Below are 16,717 nucleotides of genomic sequence, written 5' to 3' on the forward strand. Positions count from 1 at the left end.
GTTTTCTTATTTGGAATGGGTGGCGGGAATGGGCAGGTACGAAGCCACATAAGCCTCGGAACCTGCCGGATAGAACAGGGCTCCCTGGCTGACCTTGGCGTTGCCTTTGCTGAACACGAGGTCCATGCAGGACACCGACGCCTTGGGATCGCTGGTGAAGACGCGGTACAGCACCTCACTCTCGCCCTCATAGGTGTTGGCCACCGCCTTGAGGGTCTGGGGCTTCTTCTGATTCGAGGATTTGTAACCCTGAACGACTTGCAGGATCGGTTGACGATCGACCTGGGCGTTGTCACGCAAGATGGAAACCGGAGAGACAGTCACCAGGTGGCCGTTGACGGTATTGGCCCAGACGCGATTGTTATAGCCGGGCATGTACTCCTTGGTGGCATGGCGCGGGAGAGGCTTGTCGTCTGCCATGCTCAGTACTTGGCCTGCACTGCGTGGCTTATCTGCCTCACAGCTCGACATCGGCATATCGCTTGCGTATGCGCTGCTGATCAGTGCAAAACCACTCGCCTTGGGTTTGATGTTCTGAGCCATGTTCCATTGATAGGTGCCGGCAGGCTTGCCGCCGAAGTCCACTGCGGCCTTGGCATTGGACAGGGCCTTGGCCGTGCTGGTGTCAGCGCTCTGCTTGGCGGCGGGTTGGCGAGGGGCGGTTTGCGACGTGGCCGCTACCTTGCTTGAACCGCTTGTGGACTGAGCCGCCGGTTTGGTGGCAGCCACACGCGGTTTGGCGGTATCGGAAGCGCCATAACGCAGATAGCGGGTGTTGTTCTCTTCGGATTGGGCCCGCATGACCAGAGCCTGCTCGTTCGCCAGTTCCACAATTTCGACCCGGCGATTCTGACCGCGAAGCAAGGGGTCGCTGTTGTCTGCGATGGGACGCGACGAACCTGCGCCTTGATAGTAAATGGAAGAGGCCGGGATCCCCGATGCGACCAGGACCTTGCCGACGGCTCGCGCACGTTGCTCGGAGAGTCGCAGGTTGAGTTCTGCTGGGCCGGTGGCGTCACTGTGGCCGACGAGGAGGATACGGCGCTGATCCGAGGCGTCTGCGGCTGCGGGTTTGGCATAGAGCAGGGCCAGTTTCGTGACCACGCGCAGACCGCTTTCTGTGAGCTGGGCAGAACCACTCGAGAACATGCCGGAATCGGGGATCTGGGCCACAAGGCCGGCGTCCTGAGGGACACCGGTCACTGCGGCTGGCTCGGCAACGGTCAGTTTCTCGGTCGCGATGTTGAGATTCTCTTCCTTTGCTATCCGGTCAAGCTCTTGTAGCCTGGACTGCCACATATAGCCTGCCGCGCAGCCCAGCGCCCCACCGAGGGCAACCCCCGCGACAGCCCCTTTTTTCCCGTTGATGGCGTAGCCCGCAGCCCCTCCTGCAATCATGCCAGCCCCACAAAGCACCGGCATGCCGTAATCCTTGCCGATATCATTGACCGTGGATTTGAAATTCTGCATCTGCTGAGAGCTGCAACCCACGGCGGCAATCAATACACAGCTGAGAGGTGCAAGACGAAACGATTTATCCATAGCGATTCCTTGCCATTTATATTTAATAGCGAGATTCAGACATGCCAGTGAGGCCAGAGAAAAGCGTCTTCGGGTGGAGTGAAATATCGACACTTGCTGACATTAAAGATATTAACGCGGGCTGATGTTTAATATCGGCGCCAGGCGTGATCATTCTCGCAAGCGGCTGTGTCTGATATGTCCTGAGTGTCAGAAGAGGCAATTATCTATGCGGTTCAATAGGTATCGAGTGGCTATGATAAGCCAAACGAGCCTGATCATGCGAGTGGAAAAGTGATGCAACCATAGGAAAAACATCAACTTTCCAATATCTTTGCCCATCTCCCCGACGCTGAACACAAAGAGGGTTATTGTGACGCTCTTGTGGTTTGTGAAAGGCGCAGGCCGATTATCGCTATTGAGGATGAGGACTGTTGGGGGAAGTATGTGGTTGCCCCCACTGACAGTGCTGGCGAAATAATGTTCATGGGCAGAATAACGTCTGGCATCCCGTTTATATAATGGATTAAATAGCTGTTCCGAATAGTAGATCACCGGAGGAAGGGAACTCAGTCCAGTTTGTGCGATCTGATTAGTCGCTAAACAAAACAAGCCACACCCAAAGGACTGAGTTGATGCCTATCCTACCACCTCTGCCACGACCACAACGGCGCCGCATTCACAAAATCATCCATGCCACCCGTGATAAAGGACATGCTCGTCGCTTGATGGCCATCTTGCTGTTACATGAAGGACGCACGATCACCGATGTTCATCACCTTACCGGCGCTGCGCGCTCGACCATCGGTCGTTGGCTTCGGTGGTATCGAGATGAAGGCATAGATGCGCTAGAAGCCTTACCGGCTGGCCGTGCCCCAGTCTTACCTATCGCCAAGATTGTCACCTTACTGGTGCTGCTCATGCAGTTTTCTCCGCAAGATTTTGGTTATCAGCGCAGCCGTTGGTGTACTGAACTATTGGCTATAAAAATCAATCGGTTAACAGGGCTAAATGTGGCAGCCTCCACGCTCCGCCGATGGTTACCTCGTATGGGCATTGTCTGGCGCAGGCCCGTGCCGACCTTGCGGATAAAAGACCCAGCCTATCAGGAAAAAATGGCGAATATCGACGCCGCGCTGGCCCGCTGTGATGCCGATAATCCGGTGTTTTATGAGGATGAAGTCGATATAGACCTCAATCCCAAATTAGGAGCCGACTGGATGTTCAGAGCGCAGCAAAAGCGGGTTGTCACACCGGGGCAGAATGCCAAGCATTATCTGGCAGGCGTTCTCCACGCAGGCAACGGAAGGGTACTTTACGTCAGCGGGATCAAGAAAAACTCATCGCTGTTTATTGCCATGCTGGAAAAGCTGCGCCACCACTACCGACGAGCCAAAACCATCACGTTGATCCTCGATAACTACATCATTCACAAAAGCAAACAGACCGAGCGATGGTTGAAGAAGAATCCCAAGTTCTGCCTGGTGTTCCAGCCAGTTTACAGCCCTTGGGTTAATCACATAGAACGGCTATGGCACAAGTTACATGAAACCATCACGCGCAATCATCAATGCAGAGGGATGGCAAACCTGCTGGCCCGAGTGAAACACTTCATGGATACCGTGTCTCCTTTCCCGGGGAATGGCTATGGCACAGCGAAGGTGTAGCACTATTGGGATCAGTTATTTAATTGTCGATAAATATGTCTGACAACAGTTTATAGACCGGGGCACAGGCAGTGCGAAGCATTGCAAGAGCATTGTTGAACGCATTGTTTGATAATACTGTCGAAAGGGTTTGGTCAGGAGCAATCAGATGGCGATAACAACGCGATCCCGAAGAGAAAAGATTGGCAGCGGGCTCGGGCTGGTGATGGGGCTCATCGCTTTTAACCTGATCGTGCCCCTGCTTCCGGTTGCAACAGAGATGTCGGATATGACCCGGATGATAGGTGTCATGGTCAGCGCCATGCTTTGCGCCGAGCTGGGCGCCAGGATTGGCAAGTGGCGTGATGCCAAAGAGCAGGCCGGATCGGCAGAGTAACTCGACGTGAGAAGAGCGCCAATCGCCCGAGTGCGGCGGTGTGTGCGGGTGTAACAGGCAGGGCGACAGTTGTCGCCCTGCCTGTTTTGCTATCGCGGTTTGCCGCTCAAGCGCCGCGCCGTCGGGGGGCGCTTCGATGGAGGAAGGTGGCCAGGGTGTCGCGGGGCGATGCCGCATTGCACCAGAAGGCGCCTGGAGCGAGATGGCGCCAAGGCTGGATCTGCGAAGGAAATCCTGAGATCGTGCAGGCAGTTATCTGGTTATCCCCTTGAGAGGAGTGCCCATGCGCATTGCCCTGATTGGCCTTGGCGATATCGCCCGGAAGGCCTATCTGCCGCTGCTGGCAAACGACGAGCGAGTCACCCCGCTGCTCTGTACCCGGAGTCCCTTGGTGCTCGGCAAACTGGCGCGCCAGTACCGGATTGGCGAGTGTTTTACCGAGGTCGATGCGCTGCTGGCGAGCCGACCTGATGCGGTGATGATCCACGCTGCCACCGCCGTGCACGGCAAACTGGCGGAGCTGTGCCTGCGTGCTGGCATTCCCACCTTTGTGGACAAGCCGCTGTGTGACAACGCAGGAGAGGTGGAGGCGCTCGCCAATCTCGCCATCGCCAGGGACTGCCCGCTGTTTGTGGGCTTCAACCGTCGCTATCTGCCCGCCATGGCCGCCGCACGTGGCCATCCGCTGACCGAGCTCCATTGGCAAAAGCACAGGCACGCCCTGCCAGGGGCGTCTCGCCAGTTTCTGTTCGACGACTGTATCCATGTGCTCGACAGCCTCTGCTGTTATGGCGGCGAGCCGGACGGGGAGCTGCATGCGGTGCTGCGACGCAGCAGTGAGCAGCCCGAACTGCTGGCCGGGGTGAGCGTGGCCTGGCAGAGCGGGCAGGTGGCGGTGAGCGGCAGCATGAATCGCAGCGCCGGCATGACCGAGGAGCGCATCGATGCCTATGGCGACAACCTCTCGTTGCATATCGAGAACTGCACCCGTGGCCTGCTTGCGCGAGACAACACAGTGCAGACCCTGGCTCCGGGCGACTGGCAGCCCGTGCTGGCGAGCCGAGGCTTTGTCGCCATGCTCGAGCACTGGTATGGGCAGATTGACGTCGGGCGGGCAGACGGGGCGCTGGTCGAGAGCTACCTGCAAAGTCATCGACTGGCGGAGCGCCTCGTCGCCCTGGCAAAGGGATGACCCGGAGGCAAGGGGCTGGTGACACCGGCAGGCATCACTGGCCAGAGAAGCCAGAGCACTGTATGAGATGGTGGCTCCTTGCGCAGTCAGCCGTGAAAGGTGCCAGCGAGCGAGCCAAGCGAAGGCGGGTTTGTTATCTTGGCGGCCATCAAGAGCTGCAGGGCAAGAGATCGCAATGAAGAAGGTGTCGAAGATGAGATGGCTGACCGCAGTGGGCGGGGTATTCCGTTCATGAGCATCATTCTGGGGATCGATCCCGGTTCGCGCATCACCGGTTACGGGGTCATTCGCATCGTCGCGGGCAAGGCGGAATACCTGGGATCGGGCTGCATCCGCACCGATCTGGGGGAGCTGCCGTCTCGCCTGAAGCAGGTCTATGACGGGGTGAGCGAGATCATCACCCAGTTCAAGCCGGACGAGTTCGCCATCGAGCGGGTCTTCATGGCGCGCAACGCGGACTCGGCCCTGAAGCTCGGCCAGGCCAGGGGAAGTGCCATCGTCGCGGCGGTCAATGCCCTGCTGCCGGTGAGCGAGTATTCGGCCACCCAGATCAAGCAGGCGGTGGTGGGCACCGGTGGCGCTGCCAAGGAGCAGGTGCAGCACATGGTGACTCATCTGCTCAAGCTCTCTGCCACCCCCCAGGCGGATGCGGCGGATGCCCTCGGGGTGGCGCTCTGCCACTTCCACACCCGTCAGAGCCTCATTCGCATGGCCGGGCGGGCCAGCGGATCGGTGCGCGGCCGTTATCGCTGATCCCCGGGGGAGGGCTTCTGGTGTTGGCAGGGGAGCGCGGGGAGCTGCTGGCAAAATCGCTGGTCGGGTCACAATCTGTCGCGTCCCTCGATGGGACTCCCATGGAGAAGTGCACCGAGCGGGTGAATATCTTTCTACTTTATCAATAACTTGTGACATTCATCACATATCCGCGATGAATCGGGTCGGTTTCGTCTTGCTCCGCCACACTCCCATAATATGGCGCCTGTTCAATAACAGTGTCCGTATGAGCCTTTCAGGTTCGCGTGTTAGTCATCATGGGAGAGACAAGAGTGAAACCTTTTGCTGCTGAATTTATGGGAACCTTCTGGCTGGTGCTGGGGGGCTGCGGGAGCGCCGTGCTGGCTGCCGCCTTCCCCAATGTGGGGATCGGCCTGCTGGGCGTCGCCCTGGCGTTCGGCCTGACTGTGCTGACCATGGCCTATGCCATCGGTCATATCTCGGGTTGCCACCTGAACCCGGCCGTGACCGTCGGGCTCTGGGCCGGTGGTCGCTTCCCGGCCTCCAACGTGCTGCCCTACATCGTGGCCCAGGTGCTTGGCGGGATCGTGGCAGGTGGCGTGCTCTATGTCATTGCCAGCGGACAGGCGGGTTTTGATGTGAGCGCCGGCTTTGCTTCCAACGGCTATGGCGAGCATTCCCCCGGCGGTTACAGCCTGCTGGCCGCACTGGTGTGTGAAGTGGTGATGACCGGTTTCTTCCTGTTCGTCATCATGGGCGCCACCGACAGCCGTGCACCGGCCGGGTTTGCTCCCATCGCCATCGGTCTGTGCCTGACCCTCATCCACCTCATCAGCATCCCGGTGACCAACACCTCGGTCAACCCGGCGCGCAGCACTGGCGTGGCGCTTTTTGTCGGTGACTGGGCCGTGGGCCAGCTCTGGCTGTTCTGGGTTGCCCCCATTGTCGGTGCCATTCTGGGTGCATTGGCCTATCGTGTGATCGCCACGAAAGAGTGATGTGTTGCTAGTTAACGTGTGGTATCGACACGCCCCCGGGCGTGTTTTTTTATGCCTGAAGGAATACCGGGCAGGGCGCCATGCTGACGATAGGGTGCGGCATGATCACAGCCCCTTGGCGCTCAGCATCTCTTTGTAGCGCTGATGCAGCAGTTTGACTCGTTCCACATAGGCCCGGGTTTCGGCATAGGGCGGTATGCCGCCGTGTTTTTGCACCGCACCGGCGCCTGCATTGTAGGCGGCGGTGGCCAGGGCCACATTGCCGTCATACTGCTTGAGCAGACCCGCCAGGTATTTCACCCCGCCAAAGATGTTCTGCTCCGCCAGCAGGGCGTTGCCGACCCCGAGCTCGCGCGCAGTGGCGGGCATCAGCTGGGTCAGTCCCATGGCGCCCTTGCGGGAGACGGCCAGGGGATTGAAGGCGGACTCGGCATGGATCAGCGCCCGGATGAGGGCAGGCTCGACCTGATAAGTCTTGGCTGCCGCCTGTATGGTGCTGGCGTAGTCATAGAGGAAGAGGCCTGTCGTGTGCCAGTTGACCTTGGACGCCGGATCGCAGGCATAGCAGTCGTTGAACAGCAGCAGTTCGTAGTGACCCTGCTCCGGTATCATGTCGGAATAGCGTATGACCCCGTTCTTTTGTACCGACTTGTAGACCTGGATCTGACGGCTTGCAGGCTTAGCGGGTTCAGGGGAGGGGAGCGGCGCCGTGGTGAGCGCCACGGTACGCGGCGTGGGAACCGGGGAGGAGACAGCCGTCTCCGGGGTCAGGATCACCACCTCTGCCGGCGGCGGTATCTGAGCCGGGGCTGCGTGGGAAAACAGCGGCATCATGCCCAGCAACATCCATGCTTTCAACGGCTTGCTCCTTAAGCCTCGTTAGCCACGTTGAGTAAAGCATTCGGGATGGCGCAGAACAAGTGCCCGTGAACAGGGGAGGCTGGAAATGTGATGGCAGAGGGACGTCCCACCTGAGTGCTCACTCAGGACAAGGGGCGCGGCTCATGGCGTCAAGGGGCTGATGATCGCAACCTCGTCTTTTCCATCGAGTTATTGGCTTTTTTGTAAGTTAAAGGCGTGTTATCTTGCTGTTGCTCCACTCTGGTCTGATCTCTTCGTGGAGCCAGCGAGCGAGCAGGAGAGGGTCGGTATGGCCAGAGCGAAATGGGCATGACAAGCAGGCGAGCGATGGAGCTCAGATTCGAAGAGTACTGTGATGCGGATCTTTCCCTCATCAGAGACTATTACGAGACGACGTTTTCCCACTATGTGCCGGATTTGGCAGAACGGATTTTTGTGGTCCGTGACGCGCACTGGCTGGTGGGGGCGGTGCGCCTGCGCGATGAACAGGATTATTACCACTTGTGCGGCTTTCGTCTGCTCCCTCACTACCAGTCCCTGGGGCTGGGGTCCCGCTTGCTGCAGCATGCCTGCCGCGATCTTTCCGACAAGCCCGTGATCTGTCACGCCCTGCCGTTCGAGAAACCCTTCTACCTCAAGGCGGGATTTGACCACCTTCCCCTGCATGAACTCGACGGGCCCCTCCACTCTCTCTATCACCAGCAGCACGAACAGGGTTACCAGATCGAGCTGCTGGTGCGTCAGGCGAAGGCGCCTGTTTTCAACTGACGTCTTATTGGGGTTTGGTCAGCAGGTGGATCTTGCCTGGTGACAGCTCCAGCCCCAGCAGATTTTCCTTGAGCCAGGCCTGATTGGGATCCTTGTCATCCAGCTTGTAGACAGGCTGGGTCTCCAGCCGTTTCTCCATGCTCTGCAGCAGCATCCTCAGCATGAAACCAAACTTCTGTTCCGCCGCTGCAGGTTCCAGCTTGTAATCGATGAGCTTCATGTTGTCGAGGAAGAGCGCACTCCTGGCCTTGTCGTAGCGGGGCCTCGCCTCATAGGTCATGTTGAGGCGCGCGTCGTACTCGGTCTGATCCGGGAGCGCGATTTTCAACTTGCCTTTGCCAAACACCCTGGCGGTATCCGGGCTCTGGCGACCAATCTGCACATCGCTCTGCTCGAGTTGCACATGGGCCTTGATGATGCCGGGCAATTCCAGCTGTTTGTCCACTTGCACCTGGGACTGCAGGTACTGATTTATCTGCTGCTCATTGATGTCATATGAGCCTTGACCTAGCATGGCCAGACTCAGCAGCATAGATTGCAGGATCATGCTAACGACCTGATAGAATGGGTGTGCCCCATAGCATACCATCCCGACCCTGTGGGGTCTGCCCGTGCCATCTGTCCAATACACCAAGGAGTCGCCTTGCTCGACGGTCTGGAATACGACATTCAGTTGCTGTTTTCCCGCTTTCTCGGCTGGTTGTTGCTGTTGTTTCACACCGTGATCGTGGCAGGGATCTCCCTGCGGGTGGTGATGAAGCGACGTCCCATCGGGGTATCCCTCGCCTGGTTGGCCCTCATCTATGCCATCCCCTTCGCCGGGGTCGGTTTCTACGTGCTGTTTGGCGAGATTCGCCTCGGTCGCAAGCGGGCGGAGCGGGCCCAGGCAATGTACCGTCCTTACGCCATCTGGATCCGCCAGCTCGCGCGCCTCTTCCCCCAGCACTGCTGCGAGGTGGGCAGCAAGGCACGCCCGCTCCACGATCTGATCCAGGGGCGCTTGGCCATGCCCATGCTCTCGGGCAACCGGATGACTATGCTGCACAAGCCGAAGAGCATCGTAGAGGAGATAGTGCGCGACATCCGGGGCTCCTCCCAATCCTGTTATCTGGAGTTCTACATCTGGCACCCCGGCGGGGATGTGGACGAGGTGTGCGAGGCGTTGATGGAGGTGGCGGCACGCGGCGTGGATTGTCGTGTTTTGCTCGACTCCATCGGCAGCAAGACCTTCTTCCGCTCCTCCTGGCCCAAAACCTTGCGCGCCGCCGGCGTTAAAGTCGTGGAAGTGTTGCCGGTCGGCGCCTGGCGAATCCCCTTCCAGCGCCAGGACTTGCGCATGCACCGCAAGCTGGTGGTGATCGATGACAAGGTTGGTTATACCGGCTCCATGAACATGGTGGATCCCCGTTTCTTCAAGCAGGATGCCGGGGTCGGCCAGTGGGTCGACATCATGATCCGGGTGCAGGGCCCCGTGGTGCCGTTGATGTGGTCCACCTTCGTCTGGGACTGGGAGATGGAGACCGGCGAGCGGCTGCTCGACAGTCTGCAACATGAGCCGGAAGCCTGGCCACAGACCAACTATCGGGCCCAGCTCATTCCCTCCGGCCCCTTCGTCGGTGGTGACTGTATCCAGCAGAGCCTGCTGCTCGCCATCTACCAGGCTCGTCACCATCTGGTGCTGACCACCCCCTATTTCGTGCCGGACGATCCGCTGGCTGCGGCCCTCTCTTCGGCGGCGGCCCGCGGCGTGCTGGTGCAACTGGTGCTGCCTGCGCGCAACGACTCCCTGATGGCGAACCACGCCAGCAACTCCTTCATGGAGGATCTGCTGGCGGCAGGAGTGGAGATATATCGCTATGATGCCGGGCTGCTGCACACCAAGAGCGTGCTGGTGGACGATGATTTCGCTCTGGTGGGCACGGTCAACCTCGACCGGCGCAGTCTCTGGCTCAATTTCGAGATCACCCTGCTCATCGACAACCCGGTGTTTGTCGCCGAGATGAACCAGCTGGTGCAGGGCTACATGCTGGAGGCGACCCCCATGTCACTGACCAGGTGGCGTGCCCGCCCCTGGTACAAAAAATTGCTTGAGAACATCTTTTACCTGTTCAGCCCCCTGCTGTGACAGCCAGAGCGTGGACCCCAAGCCGTTGTCTGGCTTGTGTTGATGCCCATCCTCCCCGTAGAGTGCGCCCATGCACCCGCCATTGAACCATTGTGGAGAAACAGAACTGATGAAGAAAAAAGTGGCCTTGGCCGTCGGAGCCGTGTTGGTGGTGGGAGGGCTTGGCGCCTGCTGGTACACGGGCAATACGTTCGACCGGATCCTGGCCGAGCAGATCGCCAGGGCGCAGCAGGAGAGCGGGATCGAAGTCACCTGGAGCCCAGAGACGGAGAATCTGTTTACCCGCGACGGCGTACTCAAGGTGGTGGTGCCGCCCCAGACGCTGGCGAGTTTTGATCCCCAGCTGGCGGGAAGCGAACCCATCGAGATGCAGTTCGCGTTCAACAGCCGCCTGTTGCCGCTCTATATCAAGAGTCACCTCCAGCTTGATACCGCACAGGGCACGCTGGCGCCCATTCTGACCTCCCTGGGGATGCAGCAGTGGCAACTGGGGGCAGAATCGGCGAGCAGCCTCTGGACCATGAGCAACAGCTCCCGCTTCTGGGTGAGTGACTTCAAGGTCAAGGAGGGGCTCAACGAGTTCACCTTCCTGCCCTTGAACGGCGACTATCGCGGGGATCTCGACGGCAATGGCCATCTCACCGCCCACTGGCTGGGGATGACGGTCCACGATGCCCAGAGCAAGACAGATCTGGCCTTGGCGGATCTCAAGGGCAGTGCCGACATGGCCGAGATCAGCGGACTCTGGCTCTCTCCCCGCAGCGATGCGACCCTTACGGCCTTCTCCCTGACCCAGCCGGGGAACGTCAAGATCACGCTGGAGGGGCTGACCACGGCCACCGAGCTGGCGGGGGACGATCTTCAGACGCTCTCCACTCGCTATCAGATGAAGGTGGCGACCCTCAACATGGAGAGCGAGGAAGACCGGCTCGCGCTGACCCAGGGAAATCTGGATCTCTCCCTCAAGGGGCTGGATCTCGAGGGGTATCAGACGCTGCAGGAGGCCAGCAGCAAACGGGTGGACGAAGCGGCCATCCAGGAAGCGCTGGACAAGATGCTCCAGAGAGGGGCCACACTGGAACTGGCGGATCTGAGTGCGCGATTGAACGGTGAGCCTGTCAGCCTGCAAGGGGAGGCCAAGCTGGCGCCCACCACCCTGGCACAGTTGATGGGCAGCGAGGAGGGGATGCAGGCACTCTCCGCTCTGCTTCATGCCCACCTTGGGGAGAAGCTGGGCCAGGCCGTTCCCCAGTTGGCCCCCATGCTGGAGCAATTCACTGCCATGGGATATCTGAAGGCGCAGGAGTCACAGCTTCAGGCCGAGCTCAAGCTCGACAAAGGGGCCGTGACCGTCAACGGTCTGCCGCTGCACCCGTGAGTGCCGCGCAATGAAAAGGCTCCCTCGGGAGCCTTTTTTCTGGGGGCGCGCAACCGCTTATTTGAACACGACGGTCTTGTTGCCGTAGACGAAGACCCGCTCGTTCAGCACCAGTTCCAGCGCCCGGCTCAGCACGGATTTCTCCACGTCGCGTCCGGCCTTGGCCATGTCATCGGCACTGAAGGTGTGATCGACGTGGATCACGTCCTGCTCGACGATGGGGCCTTCATCCAGATCGTCGGTGACGAAGTGGGCGGTGGCACCAATCAGCTTGACCCCGCGGTCGAAGGCCTGACGATAGGGGCGGGCGCCGATGAAGGCAGGCAGGAAGGAGTGGTGGATATTGATGATCTTGCGCGGATAGGCTTCCACGAAGCTTGGGGTCAGCACACGCATGTATTTGGCCAGGATGACGTAATCCGGCTGGTAGCCATCGATGAGCGTGCGCACTTGCTCCTCATGCTCGGTGCGGCTCAGATCCTCGTGGCTCACGCAGTGGAAGGGGATGTCGAACTTGCCGGTCAGCTCGGCGAGGGTGTCGTAGTTGCCGATGACCGCGACGATGTCCATGTCCAGGGCGCCGGCATAGTTCTTCATCAGGATGTCGCCGAGGCAGTGGGTCTCCTTGGTCACCAGGATGACGATGCGCTTCTTGCCCGCCTTGACGAGACGACGCTGGGCGCCGGCAGGCAGGGCATCGTCGAGGTCGGCCAGCAGGGTCTCGTCGTTGAAGCGCCCTTCCAGCTCGGTGCGCATGAAGAAGCGGCCGTTTTCGTGATCCACGAACTCGTCGTTCTTGTTGATGTTGAGCTGGTGCTTGTAGCAGATGTTGGTGATCTTGGCGATGAGACCCTTGGCGTCGGGGCAATCGGTCAGCAGTATTTTCTTTTCCATCTCTGTCATGATTCCGTTTGTGATGTTGGCACCCGGTCTGCGCGGGCGCGCGCGTTTTTGCTGGCACTATGCCACAAACGAAATCAGAAAGGACAGCGCGCCGTGTATCGGGTGGTGCTCGCGCGAAAATTGCCGTGCAGCCAGTACCCGGTTTGTCTTTGATGGGTTTTTGGCTGGCATCCTGCGTCTTTTTTCTTTAGGCTGTCTGCGCTTATTCTCAGGGCGGGGCGAAATTCCCCACCGGCGGTATCCCGATGTGACTCGGGGAGCCCGCGAGCGCCCGACCCGGCATTCATCCGGGACGGGGTCAGCAGATCCGGTGAGATGCCGGAGCCGACGGTCATAGTCCGGATGAAAGAGGATAAGACAGATATTGCTGGCCAGACCCTGCCGGGTTGGCCGCCGCATGGCTACTTCTGTCTGCCTTTCCATGCCCTGATTCTGGTCCTTGTCTTTTTTAGGAGTCTTACCATGAATCAGTCTCTACTCAGTGAATTCGGTGATCCCATTGCTCGCGTCGAAGCCGCGCTGGCCGCCCTGCGTGCCGGTCAGGGTGTGCTGGTGGCCGATGATGAAGATCGCGAGAACGAAGGCGATCTCATCTTTGCCGCAGAAACCATGACCAACGAGCAGATGGCCATGATGATCCGCGAGTGCTCCGGCATCGTCTGCCTCTGTCTGACCGACGAGCGGGTTCGCCAGCTCGAGCTGCCGATGATGGTGGAGGCCAACTCCAGCCACTATCAGACTGCCTTCACCGTGACGATTGAAGCGGCGCAGGGGGTGACCACCGGGGTGTCCGCCGCCGATCGCATCACCACCATCCGCGCGGCCATCGCCGACGGCGCCCGGCCCTCCGATCTGCATCGACCCGGCCATGTCTTCCCGCTACGCGCCCGCACGGGTGGGGTGCTGACCCGCCGTGGTCACACCGAAGCGACCGTCGATCTGATGCAGCTCGCCGGGCTCAAACCTTACGGAGTATTGTGCGAGTTGACCAAGGAAGATGGCTCCATGGCCAGGCTGCCGGACCTGGTGGCCTTCGGTCGCCAGCACCGGATGCCGGTCCTGACCATCGAAGATCTGGTGCAATATCGTCAATTGCTGTCAGAACGTTCAGCCTGAGCCTCATACGAAATTGTAATAAGCCCGAATTTTGGTTACGCTTTGTGCCAACCTCATCCAGGGACACTCATTTTTGCTTAAAGTTTGTACGGAAAGTGTGCAACTAAAAAAAAATGAGGGTTTTAACGCATTTATCTGTGATGAGGCCTATCCAAACTATGATTTTTTTGTGCCATAATCACGCCGCTTGCTAAACGTCTGGCGAGTTAAAGGGAGCTTTTAAAAATGAAAAAAATGTTGTTGGTAGGTGTTGTTGGTCTGTCCGCTCTGCTGGGCGGTTGTGCAAACACCAGCGAACTGGAAACTTCCGTTCAGAATCTGTCTAACAAAGTTGACCAACTGGCTCAAGATGTTAGCGCTGTTCGTGCTGATCAGTCCAAGATCGCTGCTGATGTTGCAGAAGCCAAGCAAGAAGCTATGCGTGCTAACCAGCGCATCGACAACATGGCTACTTCCTACAAGAAGTAATCCATGCGAAAAAATGGCGCATTTCAATGCGCCATTTTTTTTGCCTGAAATTCGTCAAATACCCGCTTTTTTTCCCGCTAATATCCGCCTGACAAGGCAATGCCGACGAATCGGCATCCCCTCATCTGATTTTCCTGTCGCTCAATAGAGCAGGCTGTAGAGCTTGCGACGATAACTCTGCGCTGCAGGGTGCGCACCCATGGTTGCCAGCACATCGAGATAGATCTTCTTGGCATCGCCAAAGGCGAGATCACGTTTGAGGATGGTGAACAACAGGGCCAATGCCTCCTCTTGTCTACCAACCTGGCTGTAGAGCACCGCCAGCTCCTGGGCGAGGGCATGGTCATCAGGCTGTTCAGCGTGGCGCAGCTCCAGGGCGCGCAGCTCAGGACTGTCGCTGGCCTGCAGCGCCAGCGAGAGGCGGGAGCTCAGGGTCTGGTAATGATCATCCTGTGCCACCATGGGGATGGTCGAGAGCAGGCTCTGCGCCTCGTCAAGGAGATTGAGATCCAGCGCGGCCTGTATCAGCCAGAGCGTGATGTCGTGACGCTCGGGGGCGAGGCGATGGGCCTGGCCAAGATGGGTGTGCGCCACATCGGCTTGCCCGTTCTCCAGCGCCTGCTTTGCCTGATCGAGCAGCAACTCCTCCTCTTTGGGGGCAAAGGCGGCGAAATACTGGCGCAATGTGGCTTCATCCTGCGGCCCTTCCAGAATGGCCTGTTCATCCGGGCGCCCCTGATGGAACAGCACCAGTGCTGGTAGTGCGCGCAAGGCAAGCTGGCTGGCCAGAGGTTGCAACTGGGGGTCGTTCATGTCGACTTTGGCCAGGGTCACCGCCGCATTGGCCGGGCCGACCAGTGCTTCCACTTGCGGGGTCATGGCCTGGCACTCCGGCATCTGGGGCGCGTGGAAATAGATGACGACCGGCTTTTTCATGGACGCATCGAGCAATTCTGCGTGGAAGTTCTGGGGGGTGATGTCGACGATCATGAGGCTGACTCTCGAAAAATGGTGTGGATCAACATGGGGTCCAGCGGGGTGGAATTCAAGCGCGCATCCAGCAGATGGGCATCGACCCGGCGGGTCGGGGCAGCCAGGCTGAGCCATCCGCTGCCCGCGGGCCAGTCACGGATTTCATAGTGGCGATTGTCGAGGTGATTATTGAGCTGCCATGCCTGCTCCGGAAGGAAGCTGATCTTGTCGAGTCCGGCGGCAATGCCGTCGCCATGCGCCTTGAGCACAGCTTCCTTGCGAGACCATAGCCGATAGAAGGCCGAATGTTGCTCCTCTCGGGGTTGGGCGCTCAACCATTGGAATTCGCTTGGCGCATAGAAGCGTTTGGCCAACGACAGTATGGGGCGGTGACGCAATCCCATCTCGATGTCCACCCCAAGGGGGCCCTCCTCACAGAGGGCGATCACCAGCCACTCTCCGCTGTGGCTGAGGTTGAACTGCCAGCGATGACTGAGCAGTGTCGGTTTGCCATGCGCACCGATGCCAAAAGTCAGGGCATCGGCCCGGCAATGGAGTCGCTCGGCCAGCAGGCGGCGCAGCAGCACCCGGCCGAGCAGGTACTCATGCTGGCGACCCGCCTGGTGGATCTCGTGCCAGTGATGGCGTTCATCCGGGGCGAGTTCGGATGCCAGCCTGATCACCAGGTCTGCATCGACGCTTGCCGTATTTAACAAATAGAGATCCGCAGATAGCATAATATTTCACTTAAAAATGGGGGTGAAATAGCGATAACAGTCCGTTTGATGCGCTCAAAACCGATGCTTTCAAGATTGTATATTGTTTGGGCATGATCACATAAATTGCGCTAAACAGAGCATTTCCTTGCAAAAATGTGAGGTCGATTGGGATTTTCGCTTGCCTCGATAGAATTCTTGGATATAGTCGGGTGCTGTTGCCTTATAAATTGCCCTTTCGGGCTGCATTTTAACAAGTTTCACTCTTTTTGCGGGGATAAAGGATTGCGCCACCTGATGCTACTGCTGGTCGCGCTCGGAATGGTGGGTTGTGCATCGGCACCCCAACCCGAGGTCGCGAGCAAGATCGAGGTTTCCATGATGGAACCCGTGATTGAACCCGAAGTTTCACCAACCCCTGACGTCAACGAAATCCTGACCGTATACAAAGAGTGGCGCGGCGTTCCTTACCGGATGGGAGGCAGCAGCCAGCGAGGCATCGATTGCTCCGCCTTCGCCCGTGAAGTGTTCCGCAATGCCGTCGGCATCGAATTACCCCGTGATACCCGCTCCCAGGTCCATGAAGGCACCCGGGTTTCCAAACAGGATCTGGTCGAAGGAGACCTGGTCTTCTTCAAGATCAACCGCCGCCTCAATCACGTGGGCATCTATGTCGGCAATGGCGAATTCATCCATGCCTCCACCCGCGCCGGGGTGACACGCTCCAAGCTCGACAGCAGTTACTGGCGCAGCAAATTCTGGCAGGCACGCCGGATAGACATCTGAGTCAGGCTGGACAAACGGCTCGCAGTACGGACTGTTTTTCCAACCTCACTTGAACCGGGCCCTCAGGGCCCGGTTTTTTTATGACCCTCGTTTAGACTTTCCCTGGTCGACTCTCTATAGTGTGGCCCCCTTGAT

At 58.8% G+C, this 16,717-nt stretch carries 17 protein-coding genes and 1 riboswitch; of the genes, 11 read left to right on the forward strand and 6 right to left on the reverse strand.

The genetic code is table 11. The features are described from left to right. Window positions 1-6: 6 nt before the first annotated feature. Entirely contained in the window at window positions 7-1,542 is a 1,536-nt protein-coding gene (locus tag H7R73_RS06365) for an OmpA family protein (RefSeq protein ID WP_103260612.1), read from the reverse strand. A gap of 614 nt (window positions 1,543-2,156) precedes the next feature. On the opposite strand from H7R73_RS06365, the gene H7R73_RS06370 reads away from it, so the two are divergent. The 5 genes from H7R73_RS06370 to aqpZ all read left to right on the forward strand — a co-directional run bounded on the left by H7R73_RS06370 (window position 2,157) and on the right by aqpZ (window position 6,489). Continuing rightward, on the forward strand, window positions 2,157-3,188 hold the full coding sequence (locus H7R73_RS06370; protein ID WP_001809438.1) for an IS630-like element ISAhy2 family transposase: 1,032 nt from the start codon (window positions 2,157-2,159) through the stop codon (window positions 3,186-3,188). A 148-nt stretch (window positions 3,189-3,336) separates the two neighbouring features. After that, window positions 3,337-3,564 (forward strand): hypothetical protein, encoded by a 228-nt coding sequence (locus H7R73_RS06375; RefSeq protein WP_042864222.1) that lies wholly within the window; start codon window positions 3,337-3,339, stop codon window positions 3,562-3,564. Window positions 3,565-3,847: 283 nt separating this feature from the next. After that, window positions 3,848-4,756: a Gfo/Idh/MocA family protein gene (locus tag H7R73_RS06380; protein WP_103260611.1), complete on the forward strand. Its 909-nt coding sequence runs from the start codon at window positions 3,848-3,850 to the stop codon at window positions 4,754-4,756. A 231-nt stretch (window positions 4,757-4,987) separates the two neighbouring features. After that, window positions 4,988-5,509, forward strand: coding sequence for a crossover junction endodeoxyribonuclease RuvC (ruvC, locus tag H7R73_RS06385; RefSeq protein WP_010673515.1), 522 nt, complete (start codon window positions 4,988-4,990; stop codon window positions 5,507-5,509). A 293-nt stretch (window positions 5,510-5,802) separates the two neighbouring features. Continuing rightward, window positions 5,803-6,489 (forward strand): aquaporin Z, encoded by a 687-nt coding sequence (aqpZ, locus tag H7R73_RS06390; RefSeq protein WP_010673516.1) that lies wholly within the window; start codon window positions 5,803-5,805, stop codon window positions 6,487-6,489. Between the two features lie 105 nt (window positions 6,490-6,594). Here the strand turns inward: aqpZ and H7R73_RS06395 are convergent, their stop codons facing one another. After that, complete coding sequence (locus H7R73_RS06395) at window positions 6,595-7,335, reverse strand: lytic transglycosylase domain-containing protein (RefSeq protein WP_182951724.1); 741 nt, start codon at window positions 7,333-7,335, stop codon at window positions 6,595-6,597. Between the two features lie 342 nt (window positions 7,336-7,677). Between H7R73_RS06395 and H7R73_RS06400 the strand changes: the two genes are divergently transcribed. Then, window positions 7,678-8,118, forward strand: coding sequence for a GNAT family N-acetyltransferase (locus H7R73_RS06400; RefSeq protein WP_010673518.1), 441 nt, complete (start codon window positions 7,678-7,680; stop codon window positions 8,116-8,118). A 4-nt stretch (window positions 8,119-8,122) separates the two neighbouring features. Here the strand turns inward: H7R73_RS06400 and H7R73_RS06405 are convergent, their stop codons facing one another. Next, window positions 8,123-8,665 (reverse strand): DUF1439 domain-containing protein, encoded by a 543-nt coding sequence (locus tag H7R73_RS06405; RefSeq protein ID WP_029313991.1) that lies wholly within the window; start codon window positions 8,663-8,665, stop codon window positions 8,123-8,125. Window positions 8,666-8,761: 96 nt separating this feature from the next. On the opposite strand from H7R73_RS06405, the gene cls reads away from it, so the two are divergent. Both cls and H7R73_RS06415 read left to right on the forward strand, forming a co-directional pair. Continuing rightward, on the forward strand, window positions 8,762-10,243 hold the full coding sequence (cls, locus tag H7R73_RS06410; RefSeq protein ID WP_103260610.1) for a cardiolipin synthase: 1,482 nt from the start codon (window positions 8,762-8,764) through the stop codon (window positions 10,241-10,243). 109 nt (window positions 10,244-10,352) lie between these two features. Further along, complete coding sequence (locus tag H7R73_RS06415; protein ID WP_103260609.1) at window positions 10,353-11,621, forward strand: DUF945 family protein; 1,269 nt, start codon at window positions 10,353-10,355, stop codon at window positions 11,619-11,621. A 57-nt stretch (window positions 11,622-11,678) separates the two neighbouring features. Here H7R73_RS06415 and purU read toward each other — a convergent pair whose 3' ends face one another. Next, the gene (purU, locus tag H7R73_RS06420; RefSeq protein ID WP_029313992.1) at window positions 11,679-12,515 is read right to left on the reverse strand and encodes a formyltetrahydrofolate deformylase; all 837 of its coding nucleotides are present in this window, start codon (window positions 12,513-12,515) and stop codon (window positions 11,679-11,681) included. Window positions 12,516-12,724: 209 nt separating this feature from the next. Beyond that, a riboswitch (FMN riboswitch) is annotated at window positions 12,725-12,882 on the forward strand. A 104-nt stretch (window positions 12,883-12,986) separates the two neighbouring features. Here purU and ribB point away from each other — a divergent pair. Together ribB and H7R73_RS06430 are read left to right on the forward strand one after the other, a co-directional pair. Beyond that, window positions 12,987-13,640 (forward strand): 3,4-dihydroxy-2-butanone-4-phosphate synthase, encoded by a 654-nt coding sequence (ribB, locus tag H7R73_RS06425; RefSeq protein ID WP_010673523.1) that lies wholly within the window; start codon window positions 12,987-12,989, stop codon window positions 13,638-13,640. A 225-nt stretch (window positions 13,641-13,865) separates the two neighbouring features. Further along, window positions 13,866-14,108, forward strand: coding sequence for an Lpp/OprI family alanine-zipper lipoprotein (locus H7R73_RS06430; RefSeq protein WP_010634682.1), 243 nt, complete (start codon window positions 13,866-13,868; stop codon window positions 14,106-14,108). 141 nt (window positions 14,109-14,249) lie between these two features. On the opposite strand, the gene H7R73_RS06435 is transcribed toward H7R73_RS06430, so the two are convergent. Both H7R73_RS06435 and H7R73_RS06440 read right to left on the reverse strand, forming a co-directional pair. Next, the gene (locus tag H7R73_RS06435) at window positions 14,250-15,098 is read right to left on the reverse strand and encodes a tetratricopeptide repeat protein (RefSeq protein WP_041214740.1); all 849 of its coding nucleotides are present in this window, start codon (window positions 15,096-15,098) and stop codon (window positions 14,250-14,252) included. After that, window positions 15,095-15,817, reverse strand: coding sequence for a 4'-phosphopantetheinyl transferase family protein (locus H7R73_RS06440; RefSeq protein WP_182951566.1), 723 nt, complete (start codon window positions 15,815-15,817; stop codon window positions 15,095-15,097). Before H7R73_RS06440 ends, H7R73_RS06435 begins: the two co-directional genes overlap by 4 nt. Window positions 15,818-16,093: 276 nt before the next feature. Here H7R73_RS06440 and H7R73_RS06445 point away from each other — a divergent pair, with 276 nt between their 5' ends. Continuing rightward, complete coding sequence (locus H7R73_RS06445; RefSeq protein ID WP_039039319.1) at window positions 16,094-16,582, forward strand: C40 family peptidase; 489 nt, start codon at window positions 16,094-16,096, stop codon at window positions 16,580-16,582. The last annotated feature ends 135 nt before the right edge of the window (window positions 16,583-16,717 follow it).

This window comes from Aeromonas sp. WP2-W18-CRE-05, assembly GCF_014168615.1.
GTDB classification, from domain to species: domain Bacteria; phylum Pseudomonadota; class Gammaproteobacteria; order Enterobacterales; family Aeromonadaceae; genus Aeromonas; species Aeromonas caviae.

What these genes read in the sequence shown, in the direction of transcription:
- ribB (WP_010673523.1), top strand. Translation starts at nt 12,987, where the DNA reads ATGAATCAGTCTCTACTCAGTGAATTCGGTGATCCCATTGCTCGCGTC.
- H7R73_RS06370 (WP_001809438.1), top strand. Translation starts at nt 2,157, where the DNA reads ATGCCTATCCTACCACCTCTGCCACGACCACAACGGCGCCGCATTCAC.
- ruvC (WP_010673515.1), top strand. Translation starts at nt 4,988, where the DNA reads ATGAGCATCATTCTGGGGATCGATCCCGGTTCGCGCATCACCGGTTAC.
- purU (WP_029313992.1), bottom strand. Translation starts at nt 12,515, where the DNA reads ATGGAAAAGAAAATACTGCTGACCGATTGCCCCGACGCCAAGGGTCTC.
- H7R73_RS06395 (WP_182951724.1), bottom strand. Translation starts at nt 7,335, where the DNA reads ATGTTGCTGGGCATGATGCCGCTGTTTTCCCACGCAGCCCCGGCTCAG.
- H7R73_RS06375 (WP_042864222.1), top strand. Translation starts at nt 3,337, where the DNA reads ATGGCGATAACAACGCGATCCCGAAGAGAAAAGATTGGCAGCGGGCTC.
- H7R73_RS06415 (WP_103260609.1), top strand. Translation starts at nt 10,353, where the DNA reads ATGAAGAAAAAAGTGGCCTTGGCCGTCGGAGCCGTGTTGGTGGTGGGA.
- H7R73_RS06430 (WP_010634682.1), top strand. Translation starts at nt 13,866, where the DNA reads ATGAAAAAAATGTTGTTGGTAGGTGTTGTTGGTCTGTCCGCTCTGCTG.
- H7R73_RS06365 (WP_103260612.1), bottom strand. Translation starts at nt 1,542, where the DNA reads ATGGATAAATCGTTTCGTCTTGCACCTCTCAGCTGTGTATTGATTGCC.
- H7R73_RS06435 (WP_041214740.1), bottom strand. Translation starts at nt 15,098, where the DNA reads ATGATCGTCGACATCACCCCCCAGAACTTCCACGCAGAATTGCTCGAT.
- H7R73_RS06380 (WP_103260611.1), top strand. Translation starts at nt 3,848, where the DNA reads ATGCGCATTGCCCTGATTGGCCTTGGCGATATCGCCCGGAAGGCCTAT.
- H7R73_RS06440 (WP_182951566.1), bottom strand. Translation starts at nt 15,817, where the DNA reads ATGCTATCTGCGGATCTCTATTTGTTAAATACGGCAAGCGTCGATGCA.
- H7R73_RS06400 (WP_010673518.1), top strand. Translation starts at nt 7,678, where the DNA reads ATGGAGCTCAGATTCGAAGAGTACTGTGATGCGGATCTTTCCCTCATC.
- H7R73_RS06405 (WP_029313991.1), bottom strand. Translation starts at nt 8,665, where the DNA reads ATGATCCTGCAATCTATGCTGCTGAGTCTGGCCATGCTAGGTCAAGGC.
- H7R73_RS06445 (WP_039039319.1), top strand. Translation starts at nt 16,094, where the DNA reads ATGCTACTGCTGGTCGCGCTCGGAATGGTGGGTTGTGCATCGGCACCC.